General features: G+C 32.4%; 24 protein-coding genes. 7 read left to right on the forward strand and 17 right to left on the reverse strand.

Features of this window, described 5'->3' with window-relative positions; all coding sequences use genetic code 11:
* Window positions 1-290: 290 nt before the first annotated feature.
* A complete protein-coding gene (locus tag GUU89_RS11190) occupies window positions 291-1,007 on the forward strand; it encodes a hypothetical protein (protein ID WP_162127991.1) in 717 nt (238 codons plus the stop codon).
* Between the two features lie 93 nt (window positions 1,008-1,100).
* Here GUU89_RS11190 and GUU89_RS11195 read toward each other — a convergent pair whose 3' ends face one another.
* The 4 genes from GUU89_RS11195 to GUU89_RS11210 all read right to left on the reverse strand — a co-directional run bounded on the left by GUU89_RS11195 (window position 1,101) and on the right by GUU89_RS11210 (window position 4,129).
* Entirely contained in the window at window positions 1,101-1,940 is an 840-nt protein-coding gene (locus tag GUU89_RS11195; RefSeq protein WP_162127992.1) for an RteC domain-containing protein, read from the reverse strand.
* 396 nt (window positions 1,941-2,336) lie between these two features.
* Window positions 2,337-3,146 carry an ImmA/IrrE family metallo-endopeptidase gene (locus tag GUU89_RS11200; protein ID WP_162127993.1) on the reverse strand — a complete coding sequence of 270 codons (810 nt, stop codon included), beginning with the start codon at window positions 3,144-3,146 and terminating at the stop codon, window positions 2,337-2,339.
* Entirely contained in the window at window positions 3,133-3,537 is a 405-nt protein-coding gene (locus GUU89_RS11205) for a hypothetical protein (protein WP_162127994.1), read from the reverse strand. The genes GUU89_RS11200 and GUU89_RS11205 overlap by 14 nt, the downstream gene beginning before the upstream one ends.
* Window positions 3,527-4,129, reverse strand: coding sequence for a hypothetical protein (locus GUU89_RS11210; protein WP_162127995.1), 603 nt, complete (start codon window positions 4,127-4,129; stop codon window positions 3,527-3,529). Before GUU89_RS11210 ends, GUU89_RS11205 begins: the two co-directional genes overlap by 11 nt.
* 114 nt (window positions 4,130-4,243) lie before the next feature.
* Here GUU89_RS11210 and GUU89_RS11215 point away from each other — a divergent pair, with 114 nt between their 5' ends.
* The 6 genes from GUU89_RS11215 to GUU89_RS11240 are packed head-to-tail and all read left to right on the forward strand — an operon-like array spanning window position 4,244 to window position 9,554.
* Window positions 4,244-4,555: a DUF3892 domain-containing protein gene (locus GUU89_RS11215; protein ID WP_162127996.1), complete on the forward strand. Its 312-nt coding sequence runs from the start codon at window positions 4,244-4,246 to the stop codon at window positions 4,553-4,555.
* A gap of 7 nt (window positions 4,556-4,562) precedes the next feature.
* Complete coding sequence (locus GUU89_RS11220) at window positions 4,563-5,543, forward strand: nucleotidyltransferase family protein (protein WP_162127997.1); 981 nt, start codon at window positions 4,563-4,565, stop codon at window positions 5,541-5,543.
* Entirely contained in the window at window positions 5,544-7,208 is a 1,665-nt protein-coding gene (locus tag GUU89_RS11225) for a ThiF family adenylyltransferase (RefSeq protein WP_162127998.1), read from the forward strand.
* Window positions 7,208-7,669: a Mov34/MPN/PAD-1 family protein gene (locus GUU89_RS11230; RefSeq protein WP_202924449.1), complete on the forward strand. Its 462-nt coding sequence runs from the start codon at window positions 7,208-7,210 to the stop codon at window positions 7,667-7,669. Before GUU89_RS11225 ends, GUU89_RS11230 begins: the two co-directional genes overlap by 1 nt.
* Window positions 7,662-8,492 (forward strand): DUF6602 domain-containing protein, encoded by an 831-nt coding sequence (locus GUU89_RS11235; RefSeq protein ID WP_162128000.1) that lies wholly within the window; start codon window positions 7,662-7,664, stop codon window positions 8,490-8,492. The genes GUU89_RS11230 and GUU89_RS11235 overlap by 8 nt, the downstream gene beginning before the upstream one ends.
* Window positions 8,493-8,498: 6 nt before the next feature.
* Window positions 8,499-9,554, forward strand: coding sequence for a nucleotidyltransferase family protein (locus GUU89_RS11240; RefSeq protein WP_162128001.1), 1,056 nt, complete (start codon window positions 8,499-8,501; stop codon window positions 9,552-9,554).
* Between the two features lie 129 nt (window positions 9,555-9,683).
* Here the strand turns inward: GUU89_RS11240 and GUU89_RS11245 are convergent, their stop codons facing one another.
* The 13 genes from GUU89_RS11245 to GUU89_RS11305 form a co-directional block, all read right to left on the reverse strand.
* Window positions 9,684-10,268: a peptide arginase family protein gene (locus GUU89_RS11245; RefSeq protein WP_162128002.1), complete on the reverse strand. Its 585-nt coding sequence runs from the start codon at window positions 10,266-10,268 to the stop codon at window positions 9,684-9,686.
* An 11-nt stretch (window positions 10,269-10,279) separates the two neighbouring features.
* The gene (locus GUU89_RS11250) at window positions 10,280-11,530 is read right to left on the reverse strand and encodes a type II toxin-antitoxin system HipA family toxin (protein WP_162128003.1); all 1,251 of its coding nucleotides are present in this window, start codon (window positions 11,528-11,530) and stop codon (window positions 10,280-10,282) included.
* Between the two features lie 93 nt (window positions 11,531-11,623).
* Window positions 11,624-11,914, reverse strand: coding sequence for a helix-turn-helix domain-containing protein (locus tag GUU89_RS11255; RefSeq protein WP_162128004.1), 291 nt, complete (start codon window positions 11,912-11,914; stop codon window positions 11,624-11,626).
* A 509-nt stretch (window positions 11,915-12,423) separates the two neighbouring features.
* On the reverse strand, window positions 12,424-12,702 hold the full coding sequence (locus tag GUU89_RS11260) for a hypothetical protein (RefSeq protein ID WP_162128005.1): 279 nt from the start codon (window positions 12,700-12,702) through the stop codon (window positions 12,424-12,426).
* 6 nt (window positions 12,703-12,708) lie between these two features.
* Entirely contained in the window at window positions 12,709-13,515 is an 807-nt protein-coding gene (locus tag GUU89_RS11265; protein ID WP_162128006.1) for a hypothetical protein, read from the reverse strand.
* 33 nt (window positions 13,516-13,548) lie between these two features.
* Window positions 13,549-14,640, reverse strand: a complete 1,092-nt coding sequence (locus GUU89_RS11270; RefSeq protein ID WP_162128007.1) for a cytochrome-c peroxidase — start codon at window positions 14,638-14,640, stop codon at window positions 13,549-13,551.
* Between the two features lie 386 nt (window positions 14,641-15,026).
* Entirely contained in the window at window positions 15,027-16,052 is a 1,026-nt protein-coding gene (locus tag GUU89_RS11275) for an RloB family protein (RefSeq protein WP_162128008.1), read from the reverse strand.
* On the reverse strand, window positions 16,036-17,367 hold the full coding sequence (locus tag GUU89_RS11280) for an AAA family ATPase (RefSeq protein WP_162128009.1): 1,332 nt from the start codon (window positions 17,365-17,367) through the stop codon (window positions 16,036-16,038). The genes GUU89_RS11275 and GUU89_RS11280 overlap by 17 nt, the downstream gene beginning before the upstream one ends.
* A gap of 87 nt (window positions 17,368-17,454) precedes the next feature.
* Complete coding sequence (locus GUU89_RS11285) at window positions 17,455-17,988, reverse strand: hypothetical protein (RefSeq protein ID WP_162128010.1); 534 nt, start codon at window positions 17,986-17,988, stop codon at window positions 17,455-17,457.
* Between the two features lie 109 nt (window positions 17,989-18,097).
* Complete coding sequence (locus tag GUU89_RS11290; RefSeq protein WP_162128011.1) at window positions 18,098-19,495, reverse strand: hypothetical protein; 1,398 nt, start codon at window positions 19,493-19,495, stop codon at window positions 18,098-18,100.
* A gap of 122 nt (window positions 19,496-19,617) precedes the next feature.
* A complete protein-coding gene (locus GUU89_RS11295; RefSeq protein ID WP_162128012.1) occupies window positions 19,618-20,679 on the reverse strand; it encodes a hypothetical protein in 1,062 nt (353 codons plus the stop codon).
* 15 nt (window positions 20,680-20,694) lie between these two features.
* Complete coding sequence (locus GUU89_RS11300; RefSeq protein ID WP_162128013.1) at window positions 20,695-21,363, reverse strand: hypothetical protein; 669 nt, start codon at window positions 21,361-21,363, stop codon at window positions 20,695-20,697.
* Between the two features lie 150 nt (window positions 21,364-21,513).
* A complete protein-coding gene (locus tag GUU89_RS11305; RefSeq protein ID WP_162128014.1) occupies window positions 21,514-22,299 on the reverse strand; it encodes a TIGR02391 family protein in 786 nt (261 codons plus the stop codon).
* Between the last annotated feature and the right edge of the window lie 3 nt (window positions 22,300-22,302).

The following is a 22,302-nucleotide window of genomic DNA, read 5'->3' on the forward strand; positions in this document are numbered from 1 at the left end:
TTTAAAATGTACGAATTATGGTAGCAAATTGCGAATATCCCTGTTGAATGGTAAGTTCCTGATGGGTTGTTATTTAGTTGCCATCGTATGGTGTGTGATTCCCGAATCACACCTACTTGGATTCCCGAATGGTGTATCTGTTGGCTTGTGAGGTGCAAAACATGCCTGTAGTTTTGCCCTGAATTCAAACGGTTTTGTTATGAGCAAAGCCGAAACCAAGTTCAGATTACCCCGGGCGAAATGAACTGATGAAAAAAAAGTAATCAGTAACATTTAAAACATTAACGAACATGAAAACAATTTATTCATGCCTATTTATTTTGACTTTTTTTATTTCCTGTGATACTACCCCAGATTCTAAATCGGAACGTATGATAAACAGAGAACTTACGAACCGAACTACTAATGAGCTACCCGGTTATAATGCTAATCCTTATGATGAAGCCGGTTGGGTTCATAATGAACTTTTTGAATCCTATTATGAAAGCAGTAGTAAGCCCACGAGTGTTTCCGATATTATCAGCAGGGTACAAGCCCTTGCTGATGCCAACCCCAATTTCAACAGCATAAAGACTGCAACGTACCGTGCTGTTTCGGCTGAGCGGATAAATTATATTTTGGAGCATAAAAACACTTGTGTTGCGGATATTATTGCTGCTTCCTCTTTAACCTCAAAAGGTAAAGTGAGTCTTTCTTCTTTTGTCAATTCACTAATCGTAACTTTTGATACTGAAAGTAATTGCGATGTGCTATATAAGTTCGTGACCGATTATGAAAAAGTGGTTCTGGAAGATTCTTTGCTAACAGCAAGAGATAAACAGCTTATCTTGACTACTACCTCTATAGCCAGGCATTCTACTTATTTGGCCAAGAAGAAGCCTAAAAAGAATACTGATCCTGATTGGACCATTCTGATTGTGCATATTGCAGCAGCTTTGGATGGCGCTGAATATGGATTGGCTGAAAGTATTACTGAAGGATTGGTTGCCGGGATAGTGTCGAACTAGACATAAGAGAAATGAAAAAGATGAGATTGCCACATAGCCTTGCAGGCTATTCGCAATGACAATATAGGGGCTGTTGCTATTAGGCAGCCCTTATTAATTCTCATCGGCATCATCCATGCGAAGGATTAGTTTTTCTTTTAACGTATTTAGGAACTTAGTTCTTTCGGATTTTCGGGAACGGATTTCAAGGAAAGTACGGTTGAATTGCCCTAAATCGACATTGAATGTTGATTCGAAAAAGGAGGTGACTTCTTTGAGTTCGGAAGTACCATTATTGAAAACGCCTTCGGTGTGCAAAGCGTAGATTAGTTCGATAAGTGCCACTTTAGAGCCTGTCCATTTCTGAGTTTTAGTATTAGTAGTATTAACGTTATTGGGTTTCTGTTCTAATTTAGAAATTTCGTTTTCTAAGTATGTTTTGATTTTATCATTTGCTAAAATCCTGGCTACTTTATAATCATGGGTAGTTGAAAAACGTTGGTCGGCCTGAAAATAAAAGCTGTCTAAGGTGTGACGTAAATCGTGTTTACCCCGAATAAAATATTTGTTGTCTAAACTTTGATTACCCGTTTTGAAATATTTGTAAAACTCGGCGTTTTCCTTGAAAAAAGTCTGTAATTTTATTAGTTCGGTGTTGTAGTGCTTTCGGATCGTTTTTTTAATGCCAAAAGGTTTTCCTGTTTCGATATTGTAGATTTCGTTGTAATAAATCAGTTTGGCTGCGAATTGCGGTTTGATTTCACGAAAGAAGTTAATCTCTTCCGCTTTCTTTTCGAAAGTGTATTTTAAGAATTCTGTTTTCAGTTTTTCGAATGACGGTATTAGTATTTTAATAGCTTGCTCAGCGTATAGCATTGGTTCTTCCGTTTCGGAATGGATGGTTTTTAATTGCGCTTCTAATTCTGTCATTAAGGATTCGGAAAATAGTTTCATTTGCCGTTTATTTATGTTTTGAATTGGGCAAATCTATTTTAGCGAGTTATTGGTTGCAAACGGTGTGGTGTTGGATTCCCGAATCGAATACTACATTTTCCCGAATTGAATAGTATAATTTTTCAATTATGAGGTAATTAAACTTTCTAATCACTTAAAAAAAACAATGATAATTTAAATCTTTAAGAATGATTGCGCTATTTCCATCAGTACTATTATTTTTTCTGCTAGTTTTTCTTTTTTTTAGGGAAATAAAGCTTGATCATAAGCGATTTCTTGAAGAGCACCGGTTAGCTGATGAGCATATTTTGAGGGAAGTGGAAAGATTTTTGAAAGAGAAAGGTTATTACAATTGATTTGGGTTTATAAAAACCTACAATGGAAAATCATAGGAAACTAATTTTCCCAAACAACACTTACTATGGTACTAAGCTGCTTGTATGGGATACAATACTCATAGAAATCGGTATCTTCCTCGTCATCTTTTAATTCAAACCAAGTTGATTTGTAAATTGGTTGTGCTTTGTCCTTACCTGAGTATATAAAGTCATATTTTGCATCAATATATTCCTGTGCTACAGAATCTTCTGGTGGTGATAATTTGGTGATTTCTTTAACTTTTATCCAATATCCATCTGACTTGCTCCAATATCTAACTTTCCCATTATTAATAAATACTACGAATAGCGGATAAATATTAAGAGATAAAAGACGATATATTATTGATGTTAGGCTTGTCTTAAATCGTTCTGATAACTCTTTTACTAAATCGGGAGAAAACTTTTTCCTAAATGTAGCTTTTCGAATAGCTTCTTCAGGCATTAAAAGCTCCGAAGCAAAATCATTGGCTTCCCATTCTTGGATTCCTTTTTTTGCTTGTTGCTCTGTGCTATTAAACCAGTTTAGAGTATTGGATGTTTCGTCGTGAACTTCTAGATCTAACTTGCTGTGTAATAAATAGTGCCCGATTTCGTGTGCAATAGTAAATCGTTTTCTTTCTTCGAATTGAATATTAGAATTTACCTTTATTAAAGTTTTAGAATTTCCTCTAATAATTTTACCGTCTGAGTTTGGTAGTTTTTCTTCTATTAAAGTAGCTCCGAGTCCGGCAACAAAAAGATCCATTGGAATATCTGTAATTTCATCAAATCCTATTTCACTTAATAATTCTTTAGCCTTATTTGAACCTTTTCTATTTTTGATCATTTTCCAATTGTTCAAGAATTTCTAAAAGATTTTGGTCTTTTATGATTTCTTTTATCTCATCTATTCCAAGATTATCTAAATTTCTGTATTGCACCTGAAATTGATTATTGGCAATCAAATTCTTCAGATAGCTTATTGGTTTATCAATGTTTTTTTCAATTGCATCGCGAAAGAGAGTTGAAGCCTTTTCTAAAAGTATTAAATCTTTCTGTTTGTTTATTAAACCTTTTAAAATAAACGAATTTTTGCGATAGTTTTTTAATGAAATGCTTTCAATAGACGATAGGTCATATCCTAGTTCATTAAGAATTTCGTCATGAACATCACAATCACCTTCAATGAGATTGTTAATTAAGGCTTCGTCAATTTTTTTGATGAAATTATTTTTCATAATTCAACATTTTTAGTTTTTCACCAATTTTAGGAAGTTTTCTATCTAATCTCTTTTTGATATTAGTTAGTTCTTCAATACTAATCCCAAGCAATTTAGACAAATCTTCTCTTTTCATTCCGTTTATTATGTAGGGCTCAAATAGTAATAATTCATCATCAGTTGCATTTAACGCTTTTAGCTCATCTAAACATGCCGACAGTAAAACATTGTAATCTGAATCATCAAATGAATTGTCGGGATCACTATCTAAAATTTCAAATGTATCTTTTGTTTTTTCAAGTTCAACTTTTAATGTATTAAAAATGACACTATCAAGACCACTAATGAATTGTTTTTTAAAGTCAGGATACGTTTCAGTATGCCAATTTCTGCCATCAGGTCTTAAAAAAGATTCAATAGTTTCAGCAATAAAATCTTCTATCATAAATCCGCGAAACCCTTTTTCCAAATCATACTTAATATTAAAAAACCTTTTCAGTCTAATGATTGCATATTTATATAAATGAGTATTAAATTCGGGAGTAAATACCTCCTGAATAGCTTGACTCTTTTCTTCAAAAGTGGCAACCTTCTTATACTCAAGTTCCATATATTATAGTAATGCTAAAAAAATTAAAAAAAATTCCATTGAGACGGCAATTTATGAAATTTTTACAGCATTACTATATAAAAGACTACAAAACACAACAAAATTTATTAAATTATGAAACAAGCAGATTACTTTATTTCAGGAGTTTGGAAAGACAGCACTGAAAGAATCACAGATGTACTATTACATTCTGTTAATGATAACAATACATTTAATTTAGGCGTTAAAACTTCTGAATCAAATGTGATTGCTCTTTTGAAAGCAAAAAGAACGATTAAAACAATTACGTGGGGTTATCCTGGCTGGAATCTTGGTGCCAGTGTGATTGTATTTACTATCGGAAACAAGGAGTATTTGAAAACAGTTGCTAATGCTTCAATAAAGGATAATTTAGATAATTCAATTAATATGCACCCAATAAAATAAGAAGATTATGGACAAGAATTTACACTTAGATTCGGTAATTAAAACGCATCAAATTACCAAAGAAGAACAGCTTTTAACTAAGCACAAAGACAAGAACAAGGAAGTAAAGGAAGCGTTAGAAAAGAAATATGAAAGCAATATTTATTCTCCTTTTAATTCTGGCTCTTATGCCAAAAATACGGCTATGAATACCAAGTTTGATTTTGATATGGTTTGTCCGTTCAAAAGAAACGCATTTGGTTCTAATGGCACATTAAAACAGATGTATGAAGATGTTTATGATTTTTTATATGAGAAATATAAAGATGTGGCCAATGTAAGAAAACAAAAAGTTTCTATTGGGATTGAGTTTTTTGCTGATGGAGACGACGATGTTGTAAAAATAGACGTTGTCCCGGGACGAGAACTAAATCAAGACCAATACAAAGATGATGAAAATCTGAATCTCTATGTTTACTACAAATATGGAAACTTTGATGAAGGTAGTGAGCGAATTAAAACTAATGTTCAAGCCCAAATTAAAAATATTAAGGATAGAGCAACCACTGAAAAAGATTCCATTAGAAAGGTTATCCGTTTACTTAAAGTTTGGAAGAATACCAAGTATAATTATCCAACGAAATCTTTCTTTTTGGAATTGATTACCATTAAAGCCTTTGACAATAAGAATATATCAGGTAATTTGTGGAGCAAACTAGAGACGGTATTGCAGTATATTCGTGATGAAGTTACCGGAGACAGTTTTACACTGAAAGATCCCGGAAATGGATCTAATGATTTGATAGAAACATTAACTACTTCAGAAAGACAGACTTTATCTAACGATATGAAAAATATGCTTGAAAGAATTGAGGATAATGATGAGAATATCAAAACTTATTTTCCTGAAAACGCAAAATTTGTAGAGGAAGAAGAAGAGAGTAATAAATACGAAAATAAAGGGAATGGGTTTTATTCTAATCCACCAAAAAATGAAAGATTCGGATAAATGACAGACAAGCGACTACATACAATCCAACAAATTTTTTCTGAGTTAAGTGGAGTTTCGATTGAAACTCCACTTAACTCAGATTTGGAATTTAATATCGTTGGAAAGATTAAAGTCCAAGTTGAAACAACTGATGAATACTTGTTGTTTGATGTTAAAATTTACCCCGAATATCCTTTAAAAAGGATGGATGTGGAATCTATTACTTTTTCTAATACTGATTATTTGTCCTATGGGCATGTGATGGGTGATGGCTCTATTTGCAGGCATACTTCACATCAAATTGATTTAAAGAAAAAAATTGAAGTTGATATAAACTCACTTAAAAGATGGATTTGGAGATATTATTTGAATAAAGATAATGATGACCATTATGAACACTTAATATTGCAACCCAAAGAGTTTAAAGACTCTCATTTTTCCTTTTTATTTACAGAAGTTGATTATGTTTTTAGTAAACATCAGTTTGGTTTTTTTGAATACTCAAAAATAAATAACGGTTTGTATTATGAAAAGATTATTTTTAATCATGTCATTCAAGAATTCAGAGATTCTTCGAGTAAATTAATAGCACAATGTAATTGGAGCAGCGCTATAAAGCAATTACCAAATAAGGATATCGGAATTTATGTCTTTTTAGAAAATCCCCCTGCGATAAATGGAAAGTTTATAATCACTAATTGGGAAGACATAGAATACTTAGTAAATCAAGATGTTTTTACTTTTCTTCATAGTGTACAGAAAAACAATTTAAAGTTGAATGGGAAGCCTATACCCTTTTTGATAGGCTATAAAATATCTGATACAGAGATACATTGGCAAGTTGCTATTTTAGATATTGGAAAATTTCCGATTGAATCCTATAGAGAAGATAGAGTATGGAGAGGCGGATTTATTAATGAAAATATTACTTGGGGTATTACCAGAAATTGTTCGTATAACTATTTTTTTGGCAGAGGTAAATTGACCGAAAAGATAACAAAAAGCAAGATACTGATTGTTGGTATTGGTGCTATTGGTAGTATGGTTGCTACTACATTAACAAGATGTGGTTGCACAAACATTGATGTAGTAGATTATGACATTAAAGAACCCGAAAATGTATGCCGGTCTGAATACTCATTTCTAAGTGGTATTTGCAATAAAGTTGATGATTTATCCAATCAATTATTTTCAATTTCGCCTTTCGTAGAAGTTGGTATCATTGATGTAAGGATGTTTCATGTGGATACTAAAGTTGCACAGGGATTAACCAATGCTACTAATGATTTACAAAGAAGATTACTTCATTATGATATCATCATTGATTGTTCAACAGACAACGACTTGTTATATATTTTAGGTAAACTCGAATTGAAAATGCTTATAACATTATCTATCACCAATAATGCAAAAGAGCTTGTTTGCTCTGTTGAGCCCAATAGTTATAATTGGGTAATGAATCAGTATGAGAATGTATTGGAAAATGAGTTAGAAGATATTCATAACCCAACCGGATGTTGGAGCCCAACTTTCAAAGCATCTTACAATGATATAAATACGTTAGTTCAATTTGCTATTAAACATATTAATATCAAATTGAGCAACGACAATAAACTTTTAAGAAACTTTGTTTTAAAAACAAATGATGATGATGTATTTTCAATAAAATTAGATGAGTTTTGATGTATAGTATTAAAGAACTAGGATTAACATTAGATATTGAAGACAATTTGTTATCCAATATAATTGATATTGGGGTGCAACATTATCCCAACGAGTTTGGTGGATTTTTGATTGGTAATTATTCTGATGACCAAACCCATTTAAGTATAACAAATACTATTTTGCCAAATAAATTTAAAGGTACTCCCTATTTGTTTGAAAGAGATACAATAGGTATTGAAAATAAATTAAAACAGTTTTATGCTGAGAAACCGAAGAAATTTTACCTTGGAGAATGGCACACCCATCCCAATAATTTACCGATACCGAGTGGTACCGATATTAATGCTATTAATTCAATAGCAAACCATAATGAGGTGTCGATAAAAAATCCTATAATGTTGATTATAGGTTACAATAAAACCAAAGTTGAACTTGGTTTTTATGTTCAATTTAAAAATAAATTATACAGATATGAGTAGTAAAATAAAAATAGGTGACTTATTTAATGGGTTGCAAAATCAGATGGTTGCCCAATTAAATACTAATAGAGAGTTTATTCTGCATCCGGGTTCAAAAGGAGATTCTCTAGAAAATGTTTGGATTGAATGGTTACGGAAGTATCTACCCAATAGATATTGTGTTGATAAGGCTATAATAATAGATAGTAATGGTAGTTTAAGTCATCAAATTGATTTAGTGATTTATGATCAACAGTATACGCCATTTGTATTTACACAAAACGGCATTCATTATATTCCGGCTGAAGGTGTTTATGCTGTATTTGAAGTGAAACCTGATTTGCAGGGCAATGTTAGTGATGATAATTTTTTTGAATATGCAGGAAAGAAAATAGAAAGCGTACGAAGCTTAAAAAGAACGTCTGTAAAAATAATTAATGCGGGTGTTGAGGTACCGGCTAGACCATTGACAAAAATAATTGGTGGGATATTATCAAGTACTAATTCCTATACTCACGCAAACAATAACACAATTGAAGGACATTTAAAGAGTTTGAAAAACTTGCAAACTATTGAAATGGGATGTGCTGTTGATTATGGAAGCTTTTATGTAAATTATACCGGTACTGAAGATGTTACTAGTAAAGATTTTGATAAAAGAATTAATGATTACTATTTGAACAGAACGTTTGAAAGTGTTACTTTCAGTGAAAAGGAGAATTCTTTGGTGACATTCTTTCTTCAACTTACAAGATATTTACAACAGTCGATAGGAACAGTGGCAGCTATCGATTTAAATGCTTATGCAAAATCTGTAGGGTTTGAGATTGATCAAAAAATTTAATTAAATATGAATAAAGCAAAAAAATATGCTCAGACTGGAGCTATAGTATGTGGCGTTGGAAATGCAATTATTAACGCCATTAACCAACTTAATAGTAAGGACCCAAAAAAGAAATTTGATTGGGGTCAACTGGCTTTTGCGGCTACTAAGGGAGCTGTATTTGGTGGATCAGGCGGTTTTGTTTTAGGTTCTATTCGTGATAAAAAAATGACTCAAGTGTTTTCAAAGTTTGGAAGTGTGCCTAATTATCTTCACAAATCATTGCATTACTATAAAGATGATAATACTTTATTGCTTGATAAGGCAGAGCAAGTTAAAGCTAAATTAAATCAAAAATTTAAAAGCGATTTGGCTATAACTCCAAAATTTCATGGTTCTATAGCTAAAGGAACTTCAATATATGGTTCGGATATTGATATTCAACTTCAATTTAAAAAAGATTTTGGAACATTGGCAGATGTTTATTATAAAGTTTCTGATTATGTCTTTGATGAGTTTAAAGACGTTAGATTAGAAAGCGTTAGAGAACAGAAACATTCTATAGGTCTTGAATTTAAAATTAAAGATGAATTAAAGCGGATTGATATAGTTCCAACACGTCAAATAGATAATGGTAGTAACGATACTTGTCTTTTTGTGAACAAAACCGGTTTTTTTGAAAAACCTACTTACAAGAAAACTAATGCTCAAAAGCAATTATCATTTCTAAACTTTAATTATCGTGAAAAACGAATTGTGAGACTTCTGAAAGTATGGAAAACAGAGAATAATTTAAAAATAAAATCTATTCATTTGGAATGGTTGGCTAAAAAAGCCTTTCAACAAATAGCAATATCAAATAATATAGAAAAAGCACTAAAAGATGTGACTCACTTTATAGCTTCAAATATTGAATATCTTCGTATTGTTGATCCGGCTAATTCTAACAACATAATTTCTGACACTTTAAGTAATGAAGATAAAAGTACTATTAGTAGATTTTGTTTCAAAATGATTAACGATATTACCAAAGACAAAAGAAATATTATTGATTACTTTCCTAGTTTAGAATCCGTTGCTTAATTTATAAAGGCAATTCAAATCCTAATTGCTCGCATATTAGCTTTGCTTTTTGAATGGAAATATCCCAACCACCACAACACTCAGGACTTAAACAAATTGTGATTACAGCAATATGCTTTCTCGCCTGATTTATATTTTTGCAAAGTTCGATAATGTATTCATCTGTAAGCATTTGATATTTTCCTTCCTCTGAGTTTGCAAAAAATAATCAATGTCTAAATTTAGAATCCATTTATTTTCTCTTTGGCTCATCCAATATTCAACATTTGTTGTAAGGTCTTTTATTTCATATTCATTATCGATAAAATTATTAAGAGGAGTACCTTCATTGTGTGCTGCAAAATATTTAAAGCCGAATAAATTAGGGTACACTAAATTCAAGTTGCCAATATAATTGTCCCATCTGAACAAAGCTGCATCTGGACTTCCTGCCATTGGCTGCCTTAACGCCACATATTCATTTAATGTTAATGAGTTTAATTGTATACCAACATCAACTATTTGTGTTTGTACAGTGTTAGGAAAATGTAGTAAGTCGTAATGCCTGTCAATGTGGAAGAGATTATGCACTGCTCCAATATCAATACAATTCATCCAACACCAACTAGCTGCTAAATGATTATCCATAACGTAAATATTATCTCGTTTAAAGACAAAATTTAACTTGTCATTAAACGATTCTCCAAGTGGAAAATTTGGCTCTTTTATCCACATATCTTTTAGTTTTATTTTTTGTAAAAAGCTTTTTCCATTAATTCCTGTTCGCTTCTTGGAATTCCAATTTCATTAGCTATAGTCCTCCAATTGGTTGTAACCTCAACAACTTCTTGTATTATGGTTTCCATTTGTTGTTTGTTTAAACGGAAATATTCACCTACACTGATTGCCAATTCAAAATCGAGGTCATTGTTATCAGTATCAATATTTAGTGCTAGCCCGTCTTTGTCGATAGATGGGTTGAGGTCATAAGCCGGTGATAAAATCCAACCGTCTTTGGTTAAAATAAAGCCGTGATTTCTTAAATGATCATCAGTATTAGAAATAGCAATGTTGAAAATTATTCTGCGCCATAGTTGGTGCAGGTTAGCTTCTATATTAGCACCATAATTACTGATGAACTCTGCGATATCTAAATAGCTTGCCGTGTTATCCCTGATGGTATCTTCGTTGTTTCCTGTCATGGTCATGGCTGAGGCAAAATGTATTCTTTCACCATTTTCGCGATCGAAACGTTTTGTGAAAAAGGTACGATAGTTTCCTAATATCCTATCGATACGACATGGAGCCATTTCTATTCCTGCTTTTATAGCCAGTTGATAGGCAAGAAATTCCCAAGCGGCTTTATCGACAGTATCTGTTTTGGAAGGGAATTTGGCAATCCAAACGCTTTTATCGGCATCTAAAACATTGGCTTTAGGTCTTGCGCCACCCAAGGAAGAACCAGGAGCAATTAGTACTGAGAGGTATCTGTTGACTTCTTCGTTATCGATATCATTCTCAAAAATATAGGCTGCGTTTTGCAACTCACGAATTGATGCCCAAGGCGGAGTTGAAGCCGTTTCATTGTTGTCTAAAAAATCGCCATTTGGGTCGGTTTTGAAACGTAATGCACCCATACGACTTTCATCATATACTCCTAACAGGAAATCTATATCGTAGAGCGTTGGTGCTTTTTCTTTGTTTTCTTTTGCCCATTGTGCTGCTCGGCGTTTCATTAAGGTGCGTCCCCAAGTGTCGGGCATACTGTCGAGGAATATACCGAAGTTTTCCTTTTGGTTTGGGTATTGAGGACCACCATACAATTGTATGTCTGGGTCGAGCATAAATTTTTGTTCTGATTTGAGCCAATCATTATCATACTCAAAGCTGAATGCTTTTTTGCCTTTGGCTTGTTGTGCTGAAAGGATCCCGATTATTTTTGGTTCTTTCATTCCCAGCCAGTGGGCGTAAACGTATATTTCGGTTTTTGTGGACATTTTGGATTGTTAGATCTTTGGATGTTAGATGTTCTCGATACTATTTTCACTCCATTGTATTATGTGAAAATCACTCGAACTGACGATACAGTATTACTTAAGGAGTTCTAGGTCTTGGAGTTTTCTTCCCAGTTCATCATCTGAAGCGAGTTTTAGAAAATCATCTTGTAGGCCTAATACTCTTAGTACATTAAAATAAGCACCAATAGCAACACTAGGATTACCTTTTTCTATTTGATATAAAGTAGTCCTAACAATATCGGCTCGTTCTGCTACCTGAACAGCAGTAAGCTTTCTTCTTTTCCTAGCTAACTTTATGTTTTCACCCATCTGTTCTAGCGTTATTAAGTGCTTAGGAAAAACGGTCTGTTTTTTTCTGTTCATATTACTAAATGTTCATTATTATGAACAAAAATAGTATTTATGTTCATAATAACAAACATTATGCTGTGTTTTTATTCTTTATCAGTTTCTATGCCATTAAATAATATACTATTAACTATAGTTTCTTTATTACCATTTCCTTTTATATAATACTATAAAAAACGATTGCCGCAAGTATGAATACAAGCGGCAAAATGAAAAAATTGAGTTCCGAATAATTGTGGCATTTGGTTGTCTCAGAACATGGGCGGTTTCAAATGTAAATAAAAATATAAAGAGGATGATTATTTTTTTCTGCTTCTCCAACTTTCATTATGATGCATATCCTTTTTATGCTCATAGATTTTACCTCGAATGTAACCGCCTACTATTATAACCGGTATTCCTATTAGAATTTGCCACCACTCCATAATGCTGTAGATTTGATTAGTGGCAAACCTATAAGCTTATGTCATAATGGGCAAATAATATAGTGTGTGATTCGGGAATTAAATACCTGTTTTAACTTTTTATTTTGGTGCATTGACTAAATAATCATAAATCAGTTTTTTTTGCCCATCAGTAATTTTGGCTTTGACTTGCATTTCATCAAGATTATGCTGCCAAGCTTCGGCATTATATTGATTTGGTAAATATAACTGGTGGCAACTGGAACAATTATTCACATATAAATCTCTCCCTTTTTTAAGGTTTTCAACTGAAACAGAATTCACCTCATGCACAGGGACGTACAATTGTGAGCTACATGAAATCAGTACTAAAGCAGGGAAAATCAATAGTTTTTTCATCGGATATTATTTAAACCAATACGAGAATAATACTCTGAAATTATTTCTGGTAAATTCATCAACATTTAGCCCTTTTGATCCGTCAGGATTGTGTAACCCTACAACTTGTGGGGAATAAGAAAGGTTAATCCAAAAACTATCCACATGATATTCTAAACATGGCCCTGCAAAAATAGCAGAATGTGTGGCATGATCCTCGTTATAATACACATTTCGGTCTAAAATTTCAGCACCTAAATTCCATTTGTTTGAAAGGGTGTAGGAAGCGCCGTAATTTATGTCATATTTGGTGGCTTGATTTGTTTTCATTTTTCCGTCAACAGTAGTTGTTTCCCATTCTTGCTCTACCACTAAGTTTAATGCGTGAAGAGTATTGCCTATTTTTTTGTCAAAGATTGCTTTTAGCTCTAATTCTAATTCGTCTGTTGCTACCGTTATTTCGCCATAACCAGCAAATCCTATTTTGTCGGCTACTGGGTCTGAAAATTTATATTTCCATTCGTTAGAGAAAGAGATTTCAGTTGGTTCCATAACAATTTCACCGGTAATATCATCATAAAAAGCATTTTGCTTAGAGTTCAAATAAAACGAGGTTTGAAGATTAGAACCTAAACCAACTTCATATTCCACGCGGCTTTCTAATTGTCTGTAATAATCCTTTTTTCCGGTATTTACAGAAGTCCATACTTCAATTTCTTTCACACCTTTATTTAGAACGTTGCTCTGGTAAGTGTAGTTAAAAACCCGGTCCTGAGCCATTAAACTCATTGAACTTAAAAGTGCAATTGCTGTTATTCTAAAAATATTTTTCATTATATATTTGGTTTTAAAAATTAGGATTAGATACTATTTGTGATAGCCGTCGGTTAATGTTTTCAGAAAAGCGACTAGATTTAGTTCTTCTTCATCGGTAAGTTGCAGGTTTCCGAGTTCTTCTATATTTACATTCTGGCTTACTTCGGCAGCTGCAAATTCACCGGTGTTTAAATCTCTTCGATTGTAAAAACGCACCACTTTTTCCAATGTGGTTATGGAACCATTATGAAAGTAAGGGGCTGAGATGGCCACATTGCGCAAGCTTGGCACTTTGAATTTTCCGTAATGGGTTGGCTGCGACACAATGGCGCCAATTCCTAAATCGACATAATTGATGCCTAACGGATTTGAAGCTGCGGTATAAAAAGGATTATCCGGGTTTTTTGGCACGCCAAGATTGTCATAGGTAAAATCAGTAAACAACACTTTCTTTTGGTCAGGATCAGGATCGGTTACGTGGCAAAGGGCACATTTGGCTTTTCCTTCAAAAAGCACTAAACCTTTTTGTTCTTCCAGGCTAAGTGTAGCTCTTCCCTGCAGATAATAATCGTATTTGGAGGTGAAAGCATTGACTTCATCTGAAGTTTCAAAACGCATTAAGGCATCGGCTGCATAGGATAAAATATCATCATCAAAAGGAGAATTGCCATAAAGTGCTACGATTTGAGGGTAATAAGCAGCAGCTTTGATTTTGGCTACCACTTGTGCTGTTGATGTATTGTTCATTTCTACCGGATTGAGCAGCGGATGAATCATTTGTTCCTGTAGGTTTGGTGAGCGACCATCTAGAAAGAATCCACCAACAAAAGTTTCATCAATAGTATTGTAATAACGATTTGGAGCAAAAACATTGTAAGCTAAGTTGGGTGCATTTCGATTTCCAAAAGTATTGCTGACGGCACCTTCAGAAACAATCTGGTGCAGTGGGTCACTAAAACCGGTTTCGGGAGAATGGCAGGAAGCACAGGCCTGACCGATAGGATTGGACAGATTGGCGTCGTTGAATAGCAGTTTTCCCAAAGCAATTTTGTCATCAGGAATGGTGCTATATTCTTTTACATCAGAGCAACTGGTGAATACAAGGCTTGTAAAAAGAGTTATGAGAATAAATTTGTAATTCACTATTTAGATTAATTAAAAATAAAGCGCAAATATATTTTCTCTTTTTGAAAATACAAACTTTATTTAGACTTATTTTAAATAATAATTTTAAACGATTGATTTTGTATGCGTTATAATAAGAATATTTTAACGTCAAAATACCCAAATGAATGTATAACTTTTTGAACGTTTTTATATGATTGAACAGTTAACTACTTATAGTTAAGGCTATGCTCGTTTACGATTAATGATTTGTTTAAGTCCAGGTTCACAGGTCAACAGATGCCAACTCCTAAAACAATAAATACTTTATTATTTGTATTTAGTAATTCGTCAATTTCTATTAGTAAATATCGATACCCTTTCTCTCAAATGGCTTAATTAGAAATTCATATAATTCAGCTATTTCAGTAGAGTGTTATAAAAATTCTAGTATTGTCGTTCTTGAATAGAAAGTATTGCTGGTTATTGTTTTGTATTCTGTATTCAATAACGTCATTGGCTCTCAATATTTGATTATTACTTCCATTGTTGTTAGTCAAATATTGATTATTTATAACCGTGCCGGGAGTCTCATTTAAGGAATCATCAGTGGTTACTAATGAATCAAGAAATAGAGCATTTAAAATTTGTGGATTTGGTTGTGTATGTGATACATTGACAACAATATCTCCATTGTCTAATCGGGTATTTATTGTCCAATTGTTTAATTGAATATTGGTATTTGCATTACCCCATTCTATGTTTAATGTGGAAGGAAGAAACTGATAAATTAATTGGTCAACGTTAGTGTATGGATTTAAATTGTGAAGAGGAGGTTGAGCTACATTTATGGAGGCACCAACCTGAAAACGCAGCCAAGCCGAATTTGTCAAAGCGACTTCAGTATTTTGATGTATTGCAGTAAATAAATCAAAATCACTTTTTTTAGAATAGCCCGGGATGTAATTATTTCTCCTGATATAACCCGTTAAACAATCAATCGGTGTGCAATTAGGGACTAAATGTGAACCACAATTGGTTGGCCTACCATTAGCATTTTTACATTCGGTTGCATTAAATGTAGTGTTATTTTTTTCAAAATGCATTAAAACCCATTCTTCAAAAGACCGGGAAGAAAATGCAATATTAACACCTGCAGCAGCGGCATCAGTAAAAGTGTCGGGAAGTCTTGGATGATTGTCTTTATCGAAAACCGCCCAGGCGTAATCTGCTGAACCACTATCTAAAGCATTTTTTGCTATTTGAAAAAGTTGATACGGATTAGTTTGTGGGTTATTTTCGTTTTCATCGGGATAAACTTCAACCCGTTCAAATTTATCTAATGCTTCTTCTGTTTCTCCCCAACTGGTAAAGTAATTGAATTCGGTTGAGGTTCCTTCACAAGCAATAAAAAGTACCGGTTTTTTGGAAACCCTATTTCTCTTTCTCATACTCCAATTTGTTATCTCGATCAAAAATAAAATCCATAGTTTTTATGTTCGGAAGCCCACCGAATTTGCCACTCATATACCATTTGTCAAATGGGATATCATCACGAAGTCCTTCGATGTCTAAATCATAAACGCTATATAGTTTAGTACAACCATATTTGTCTTTTGAAGTAATCCAAATTTGGTCTTTACGGAAATTATTTTTGTCGAGCAAAGTGGTTTCATGAGTTGCGAAAATCAACTGTGAATTGTATGGATTACTTCGAGGATGATGGAATAATGAAATTAAAAACCTGCAAAGGTATGGATGCATGCTGTTATCAACTTCATCTATCCATATTGGCCTTCCTCCAGTAAAATTTAAAGACAGCATTATCTCGGTACATAAACCAACTAATGCAATTGTACCCGTTGATGCTTGGTTTAGTAAATCAAACTGATGTTGTTTAAAAATTTTGTGATCTTTGTAGACATTATGCGTTGTTTTGAAACGCTTATTAATTCTTGAACCAGAGTATGATTCCTTGTTAACACCCGGTTTAAAAAACTCTTCTTCTTCAACAAGTTCTAAGCCTTTTATCCCTAAATCAGATAATTGAACAAGTTTAACAACTTTGTTTTTTATATCCTCCATTCCTTCAATATCACTTTCAAAAAGACTTTTGGCATTTTCGGCAAGCCCAATAAGCATGCCATTGGCAGCAGCATTTAATACCATGTTTCCATGTATAAAATAATTACGCATATTTTCCCAATATTCTTCTCCGCTGTTGCCTAACTCAGATAAGAAAAGACGTTTAGGATTTATTTTGTCAAAGCTGTTTTTGTTTTTAAAGAAATCACGGTTTATACTGGTAATTTTTCTTCCAGTTCTTTTGTAAATTATCTTTTGACTCTTTTCAGGGTAATATTTCAGTGTTTCTTCAATTATACCGTCTCTTTTAGAAATAGCCATAAAATAAATGTATTGAACTTTATCCCACCCAATAAAATTAAGAGTGAATTCGGTGGGTTGGTCAGCTGTTTCGACATCGAGTTCAAACGGTTCTGCAAGTTCAATGTTGTCGTTTACATCATATCTGAACGAACGATCTATTAATTGTCGGAAAGCCCAAAAAGCTCGAATTACATTACTTTTACCACTGGCATTGGCTCCATAGATTACCGCTGTTTTGAGCAAACGAAATTTTTTTCCATTTTTTACAGTAATCTCTGCAACATTGTCTGATTTTCCTTTTGCTCCTGATGCTTCCAGACTAAAAAGAGTTTCATCTTTTATTGAGCGATAATTTTTTATTTTAAAATTAATAATCATAATGCTTATTTTTTACAAAAATAAAACAATTTACAACGAAAACAATAAAAATATCTTTAATTTTTGCAAATTAAAAACAAAAAACAGTTATTGTCGTCCTAAGATAGGGTTGATTCTATTCCGTAAATTATTTTCGAAAACAGGCATTACCCAATCATAATTTTGTGTTGGAATATTTATATAGCTCAGTCTAAAAACTTCGTTTTGCATATTTTCACGAGCCTTTAATTTTAAACCAGTTGTGGGCTGCTCAAGCCTTAAATAAATATGTTCATAAAAGCGAGCATTAATTTTTTGTGATTTGCCTATGTAAAGAGGAATCCAGTCTTTTAATTCCGAATGTTTTGACAATCTCTTTTTCTTGGGGTTTGGCACCCATCTTTTTATATATAATGGATCCATCCATTTGAGACAGAATTCATCTGCCCATTCTTTGAAATGATTAAACTTTGAGTCATTTTTGATTTCTATCAAATATAAACCCTGACATTCAATTTTATCCCATTGTATCTTTTCAAGACTTGAAGGTGAAAATTCAAATGATTCTTCAAAATTTAGTGTTTGGGCAAATTCGAGTAATTCAACTTGTAAATCACTAATTTTTTTGTCTAGATTTTCCATTTATGCTAGCTGATTATAATATAAAATCTTTATTGATATCTCCTAGTCATTCTTCATTGTACAAACACAAGATAGAATTACTTTTTTATTTGACTTATCTTATTAAAATTTAAATTTTTTCAAAAAAGTCAATTTCTCCAAAAATTCCATCTAGATCATAAAACTTAGCATGGTTTATGACGTAACCGTTGTAACCACAATATTTTAAAATTAGTTTACTTATTAGAGTATAAAGTTTAGCACTAACATATATCATACGGTTATCAATTTCTTTGCTTGTTCGTTTGGTCTCATCGTGCATTAATATATTTCCATGAAGTAAATCATTGCGATAATCTATTGCCTTTTCATCAAGGTTGGAAAGTGATATGCCGAGTTGATCAAATGGTTCGCGAAGTTTCATCGCATTTGAAATTTTCTTAGTATTTACAGGTTGGTTAATTGCTGCAACTCGCCTTCTAATTTTTATTGCTGCATCTGAGTGCATTTTTGATGCGTTTTTATCTATCACTAAATTAAGTTCGTCAATTATTTCCTTTGCTAATTCTTCATCTGTGATAAGGCTTTGTCTTATCTTTTGTTCATTGATTATTATATTGGCAAAAGATTCAAGTATAACTGAAAATACCCCTGGCATTGAAACCACAGAGCTTAAACTCGCCACCTCCATTAAAAATATAATTGCCACAGAAAGCTCTTCGCTATCATGAATTTTATTGACAAAATTTGAAATTACTGAAGCTGGTATTACAGTAAGTATAGATTCATAACGTTCTGCTATTTTCCTTTGATCGTGCAGTAGTGTGAAAGAATATGGGTTGGATGTTACCGGATGATAAATCGACTTTAACGCTTTTCTAGACAAGCGTTGGTAAACAAAATTATCACCAGAAAAAATATAATTTTCACCACCCGGCATGTAGCCAATTAAAAAGCCAATCCCCTTTTGAATAGAGTAGGAGTCTTTTTTAAAATTACTATAACTAACCGGGTCTAGGTTTTCTATAATAATATAGCTTTGATTGTTATGCTTATGCTGTATGATGTCGTAACGTTTATTTTTGACCTGTACTCTGGTGCATTCGAAAGCCCAGGGAATTTTGCCGTCATACTTCGGAAATTCGAGTTTGTGATGAAAAATGTGTGTTCGTTCTGATTTGTCAAAAAAAAACATTCGAAAAAGTTTCCTTCTGTTTAAATTCCCCTTTGTAAAAGTATCTACGTCGCAGGCGCTTTCACATGGTATTTGAGTAAAATTTTTATTGACAGGTTCTTTGAAATCGGAAGATTTGATATAGTATTGAGAGCCTTCAATATTAATATCAAGCGTACCATTTTTCGAATATGGGAAAATACCTTTATGGAAAAAAATAAATTTCCTATTAGATTTATTCAAATAGGCATTATTTGACTCGTCACGAATTAAAACTTTCTGTTTATTAAAGCCTTCGACCCAATTAATGATTGCTAATTCTTTTTTGAAATTTTTTATTTTACGTTCAATCATAATTCTTACTAATGATGATGAAAAGAGGTTATATTAAATTAAAGTCTTGTAAATTTTATCAATAGTTTCATCTGATACCAATACCTTGCAATGACTATTAAAAATAAAAAGCGATGCATAGGTTAAGTTTTCAATTTTTTTTGAGAAAAAAAATGTTTACCAATAGGTATTGTTACAGTTTCACCAGCATTAACAATCTTAGTGTATAAAACTATTCCAATTAGATTTTGATATTTTGTAATATTAGCTGCTAAACGATCTATTGCAGTCTGCATATCAAATAACATAAAATACAATGGTGTAACTGAAATATATAATAACCCATTATATTCTTGTGGTATTTGTTTTGCTTTGTTTAACCTGCTATTTATGCGACTTGTTTCATCAAAATCATGTGGCAAGCTATCAAAATGAATAGGTCTTATCTTATTCAGTTTACAAATTTCATTAAAGCTTTCTGTGTCTCTTTCAGGAGCTAAGAGAAAATTAAAGCGAGAGTCACTATAATAAATTATTTGATTATTTTCTTTTACCTTTCTTTTAGCTTCATCGATTATTACCTTTATATCTATATATTCTTCCTCAATGATTATTTTTTTTTGTTTACCATAAAATGGAAACTGAGGCGGAACATAATTAAATTGATTATGGAAAAAATTATAGTTATTACTAATGATTTTCTGTGAATCAGCTTTGCCAAGCGTTGTCAGTTCAATATAAAAAACATCACTATTTATTTTGTTAATTACCTCAATATCCGGTGTTTTGTCGTTTTTATTCTTCCCTTTATCTTCCTCAATAAATGAAATTTTGAAATCTTCCTGATTATACATTCTTGCAATTTCAACAAAGGTTACTGCTTCTGAACTTGCATCTGAATGACTTAAAAGCTTTAATAATAATTTATTATAATTACTGTCTGAAGTTTTTAAAGTTTTTAGTGTATCAGTAAATCCGATTAACTCCTCAATTTGCCATTTTGTTTTTTCACTAATCTTTTGTCTTAATGGGTGATTAACTGAATAGGTTTTTAAAAAATTACGACCTAATTCCTGCTCAAGAAAATTGAGTGAATCAATTGCCTTTTCTCTTATTGTATCATCTATTGTTTCTAATGATAAAATATATTCTCGTTGTTTGCTCCATTTAAAATGGTCATTTTCACTTATAAATATATTTTGCATACTACAATTTATAGGTTAAAAAATTAATTTTTCACAAAACTGGATTGCTTCAGGACATTTCACGATTATTGAGTCATTAATTGGAATCGGAGAAAACCAAACGAAACGATACTCTTGTTGATGTTTATACTTATCAAGCTTTAAAAAAAGCTCTTTCCCCATCATTATTCGGTTAATAATATCCTGAGTTTTTTGATTATTTGAAACTTCCATTTCATAAAACTCTTCAATATGAGTATGGAAATAATGGCTTCTCGATGATGTATAATCGCAATTGCCTTCTAAACCAGAAAACACAAAAGGAAGTTTTTTTGAAATTTCTATGGCAAATAATGTTGGATTATTTATCTGAATCGCACATGTAGCATTAAAGTCTTTGACTACCTCTTTACTTATTTTGTTTGTGGTTGACATTACATAGGCATTCAATCCTGATTCATAAATTATGTGGCTGGATTTTTTAGTTTTTTCATTATAACCCCCAATCATCATTTCACCTTCGCGTCCATCACCCTGCATTTCGTCAGGATATTTTTTAAATTTATTGAAGCAGCTTATCATTATTTCTCCGGTCTTAAAAAAATTATCAAGCCATATAGTATTATCCAACAATCTAAATACCGGTTCGCGTTTCAAGTTCCAATCAATATGAAAGTTTAGTGAATTAGGAGTGTAGTTTATCATTTTTTATTGAAGGGTTGCGCAACTTTTAACTGTCAAGCTAGTAGCGTTAGTTAAATAAGTATAATTTTCTATTTAGTATTAATGCTTTAAAAAAAGCTGTCTCAGATATTGAAACAAACCAATGTTTTTCTATAAAAGAGCTTCTTACTATTATTCAAGTTTCCGATGGATTAATGAAACTGTTGACATTATATCTAAAGCATCAGTTTCATTTATTTCCCAGGTAATTTTTGGAGCATGGGCAGCAGTATTTCTAAACATCCCAAAAACACCTTTTATCAGATTAGCAAAACCTTTGTGCTCACTTTCTTCTGTTTCGTTTGAGAGTTTGTTAATCGTTATTAGAGGATTCTTTATTGAAAATGCTAGTTCAATTAATTCACTCCCATCATGATTTAAACCAGTTTTTTGCCTAATAGTTTCTGCAATGCTTTTAACTGCCTCAAAGACTGAATGGAAATAATTTTCTGCTAATAATTCTGCTTTACAATATTCATATATTTTTTCATGAGTATTTCTTTGTTGCAGCTTACTCTTAAATCTATTAGCTTTTTGTTCTGCCTCTGAGATTGTTGAGGTTGAGTCTGTTGAAGTAAATTTGCCGTTTTCTTTGAGTTTTAAACCTGAGAACGATAAATATTTGTTCAGTTCAAATCTAATGTCCTCAAACTGTTCATTTTTTCCAACAAACCTTGCAGGACTCATTGATTTATTAATGAAAGTTAAGATATTATTAGAATTTTTATTCTTATTTTGATAGTTGACAAATGCATTGTATAATCTTTTCCATTTTGTTATTATGGGGTCACAATCGGCAATCCGAGCTTCTGCCAGAAACTTTTCAATTTCAGTTCCTGATAGTCCTTTGTTGGTCTCTCCTAAAGTTTTACTTATTCCTTCAATTACACCTGCTTCTAATGGTTCAAATATTTTCATATA

It is taken from the genome of Flavobacterium phycosphaerae, from assembly GCF_010119235.1.
GTDB classification, from domain to species: Bacteria; Bacteroidota; Bacteroidia; order Flavobacteriales; family Flavobacteriaceae; genus Flavobacterium; species Flavobacterium phycosphaerae.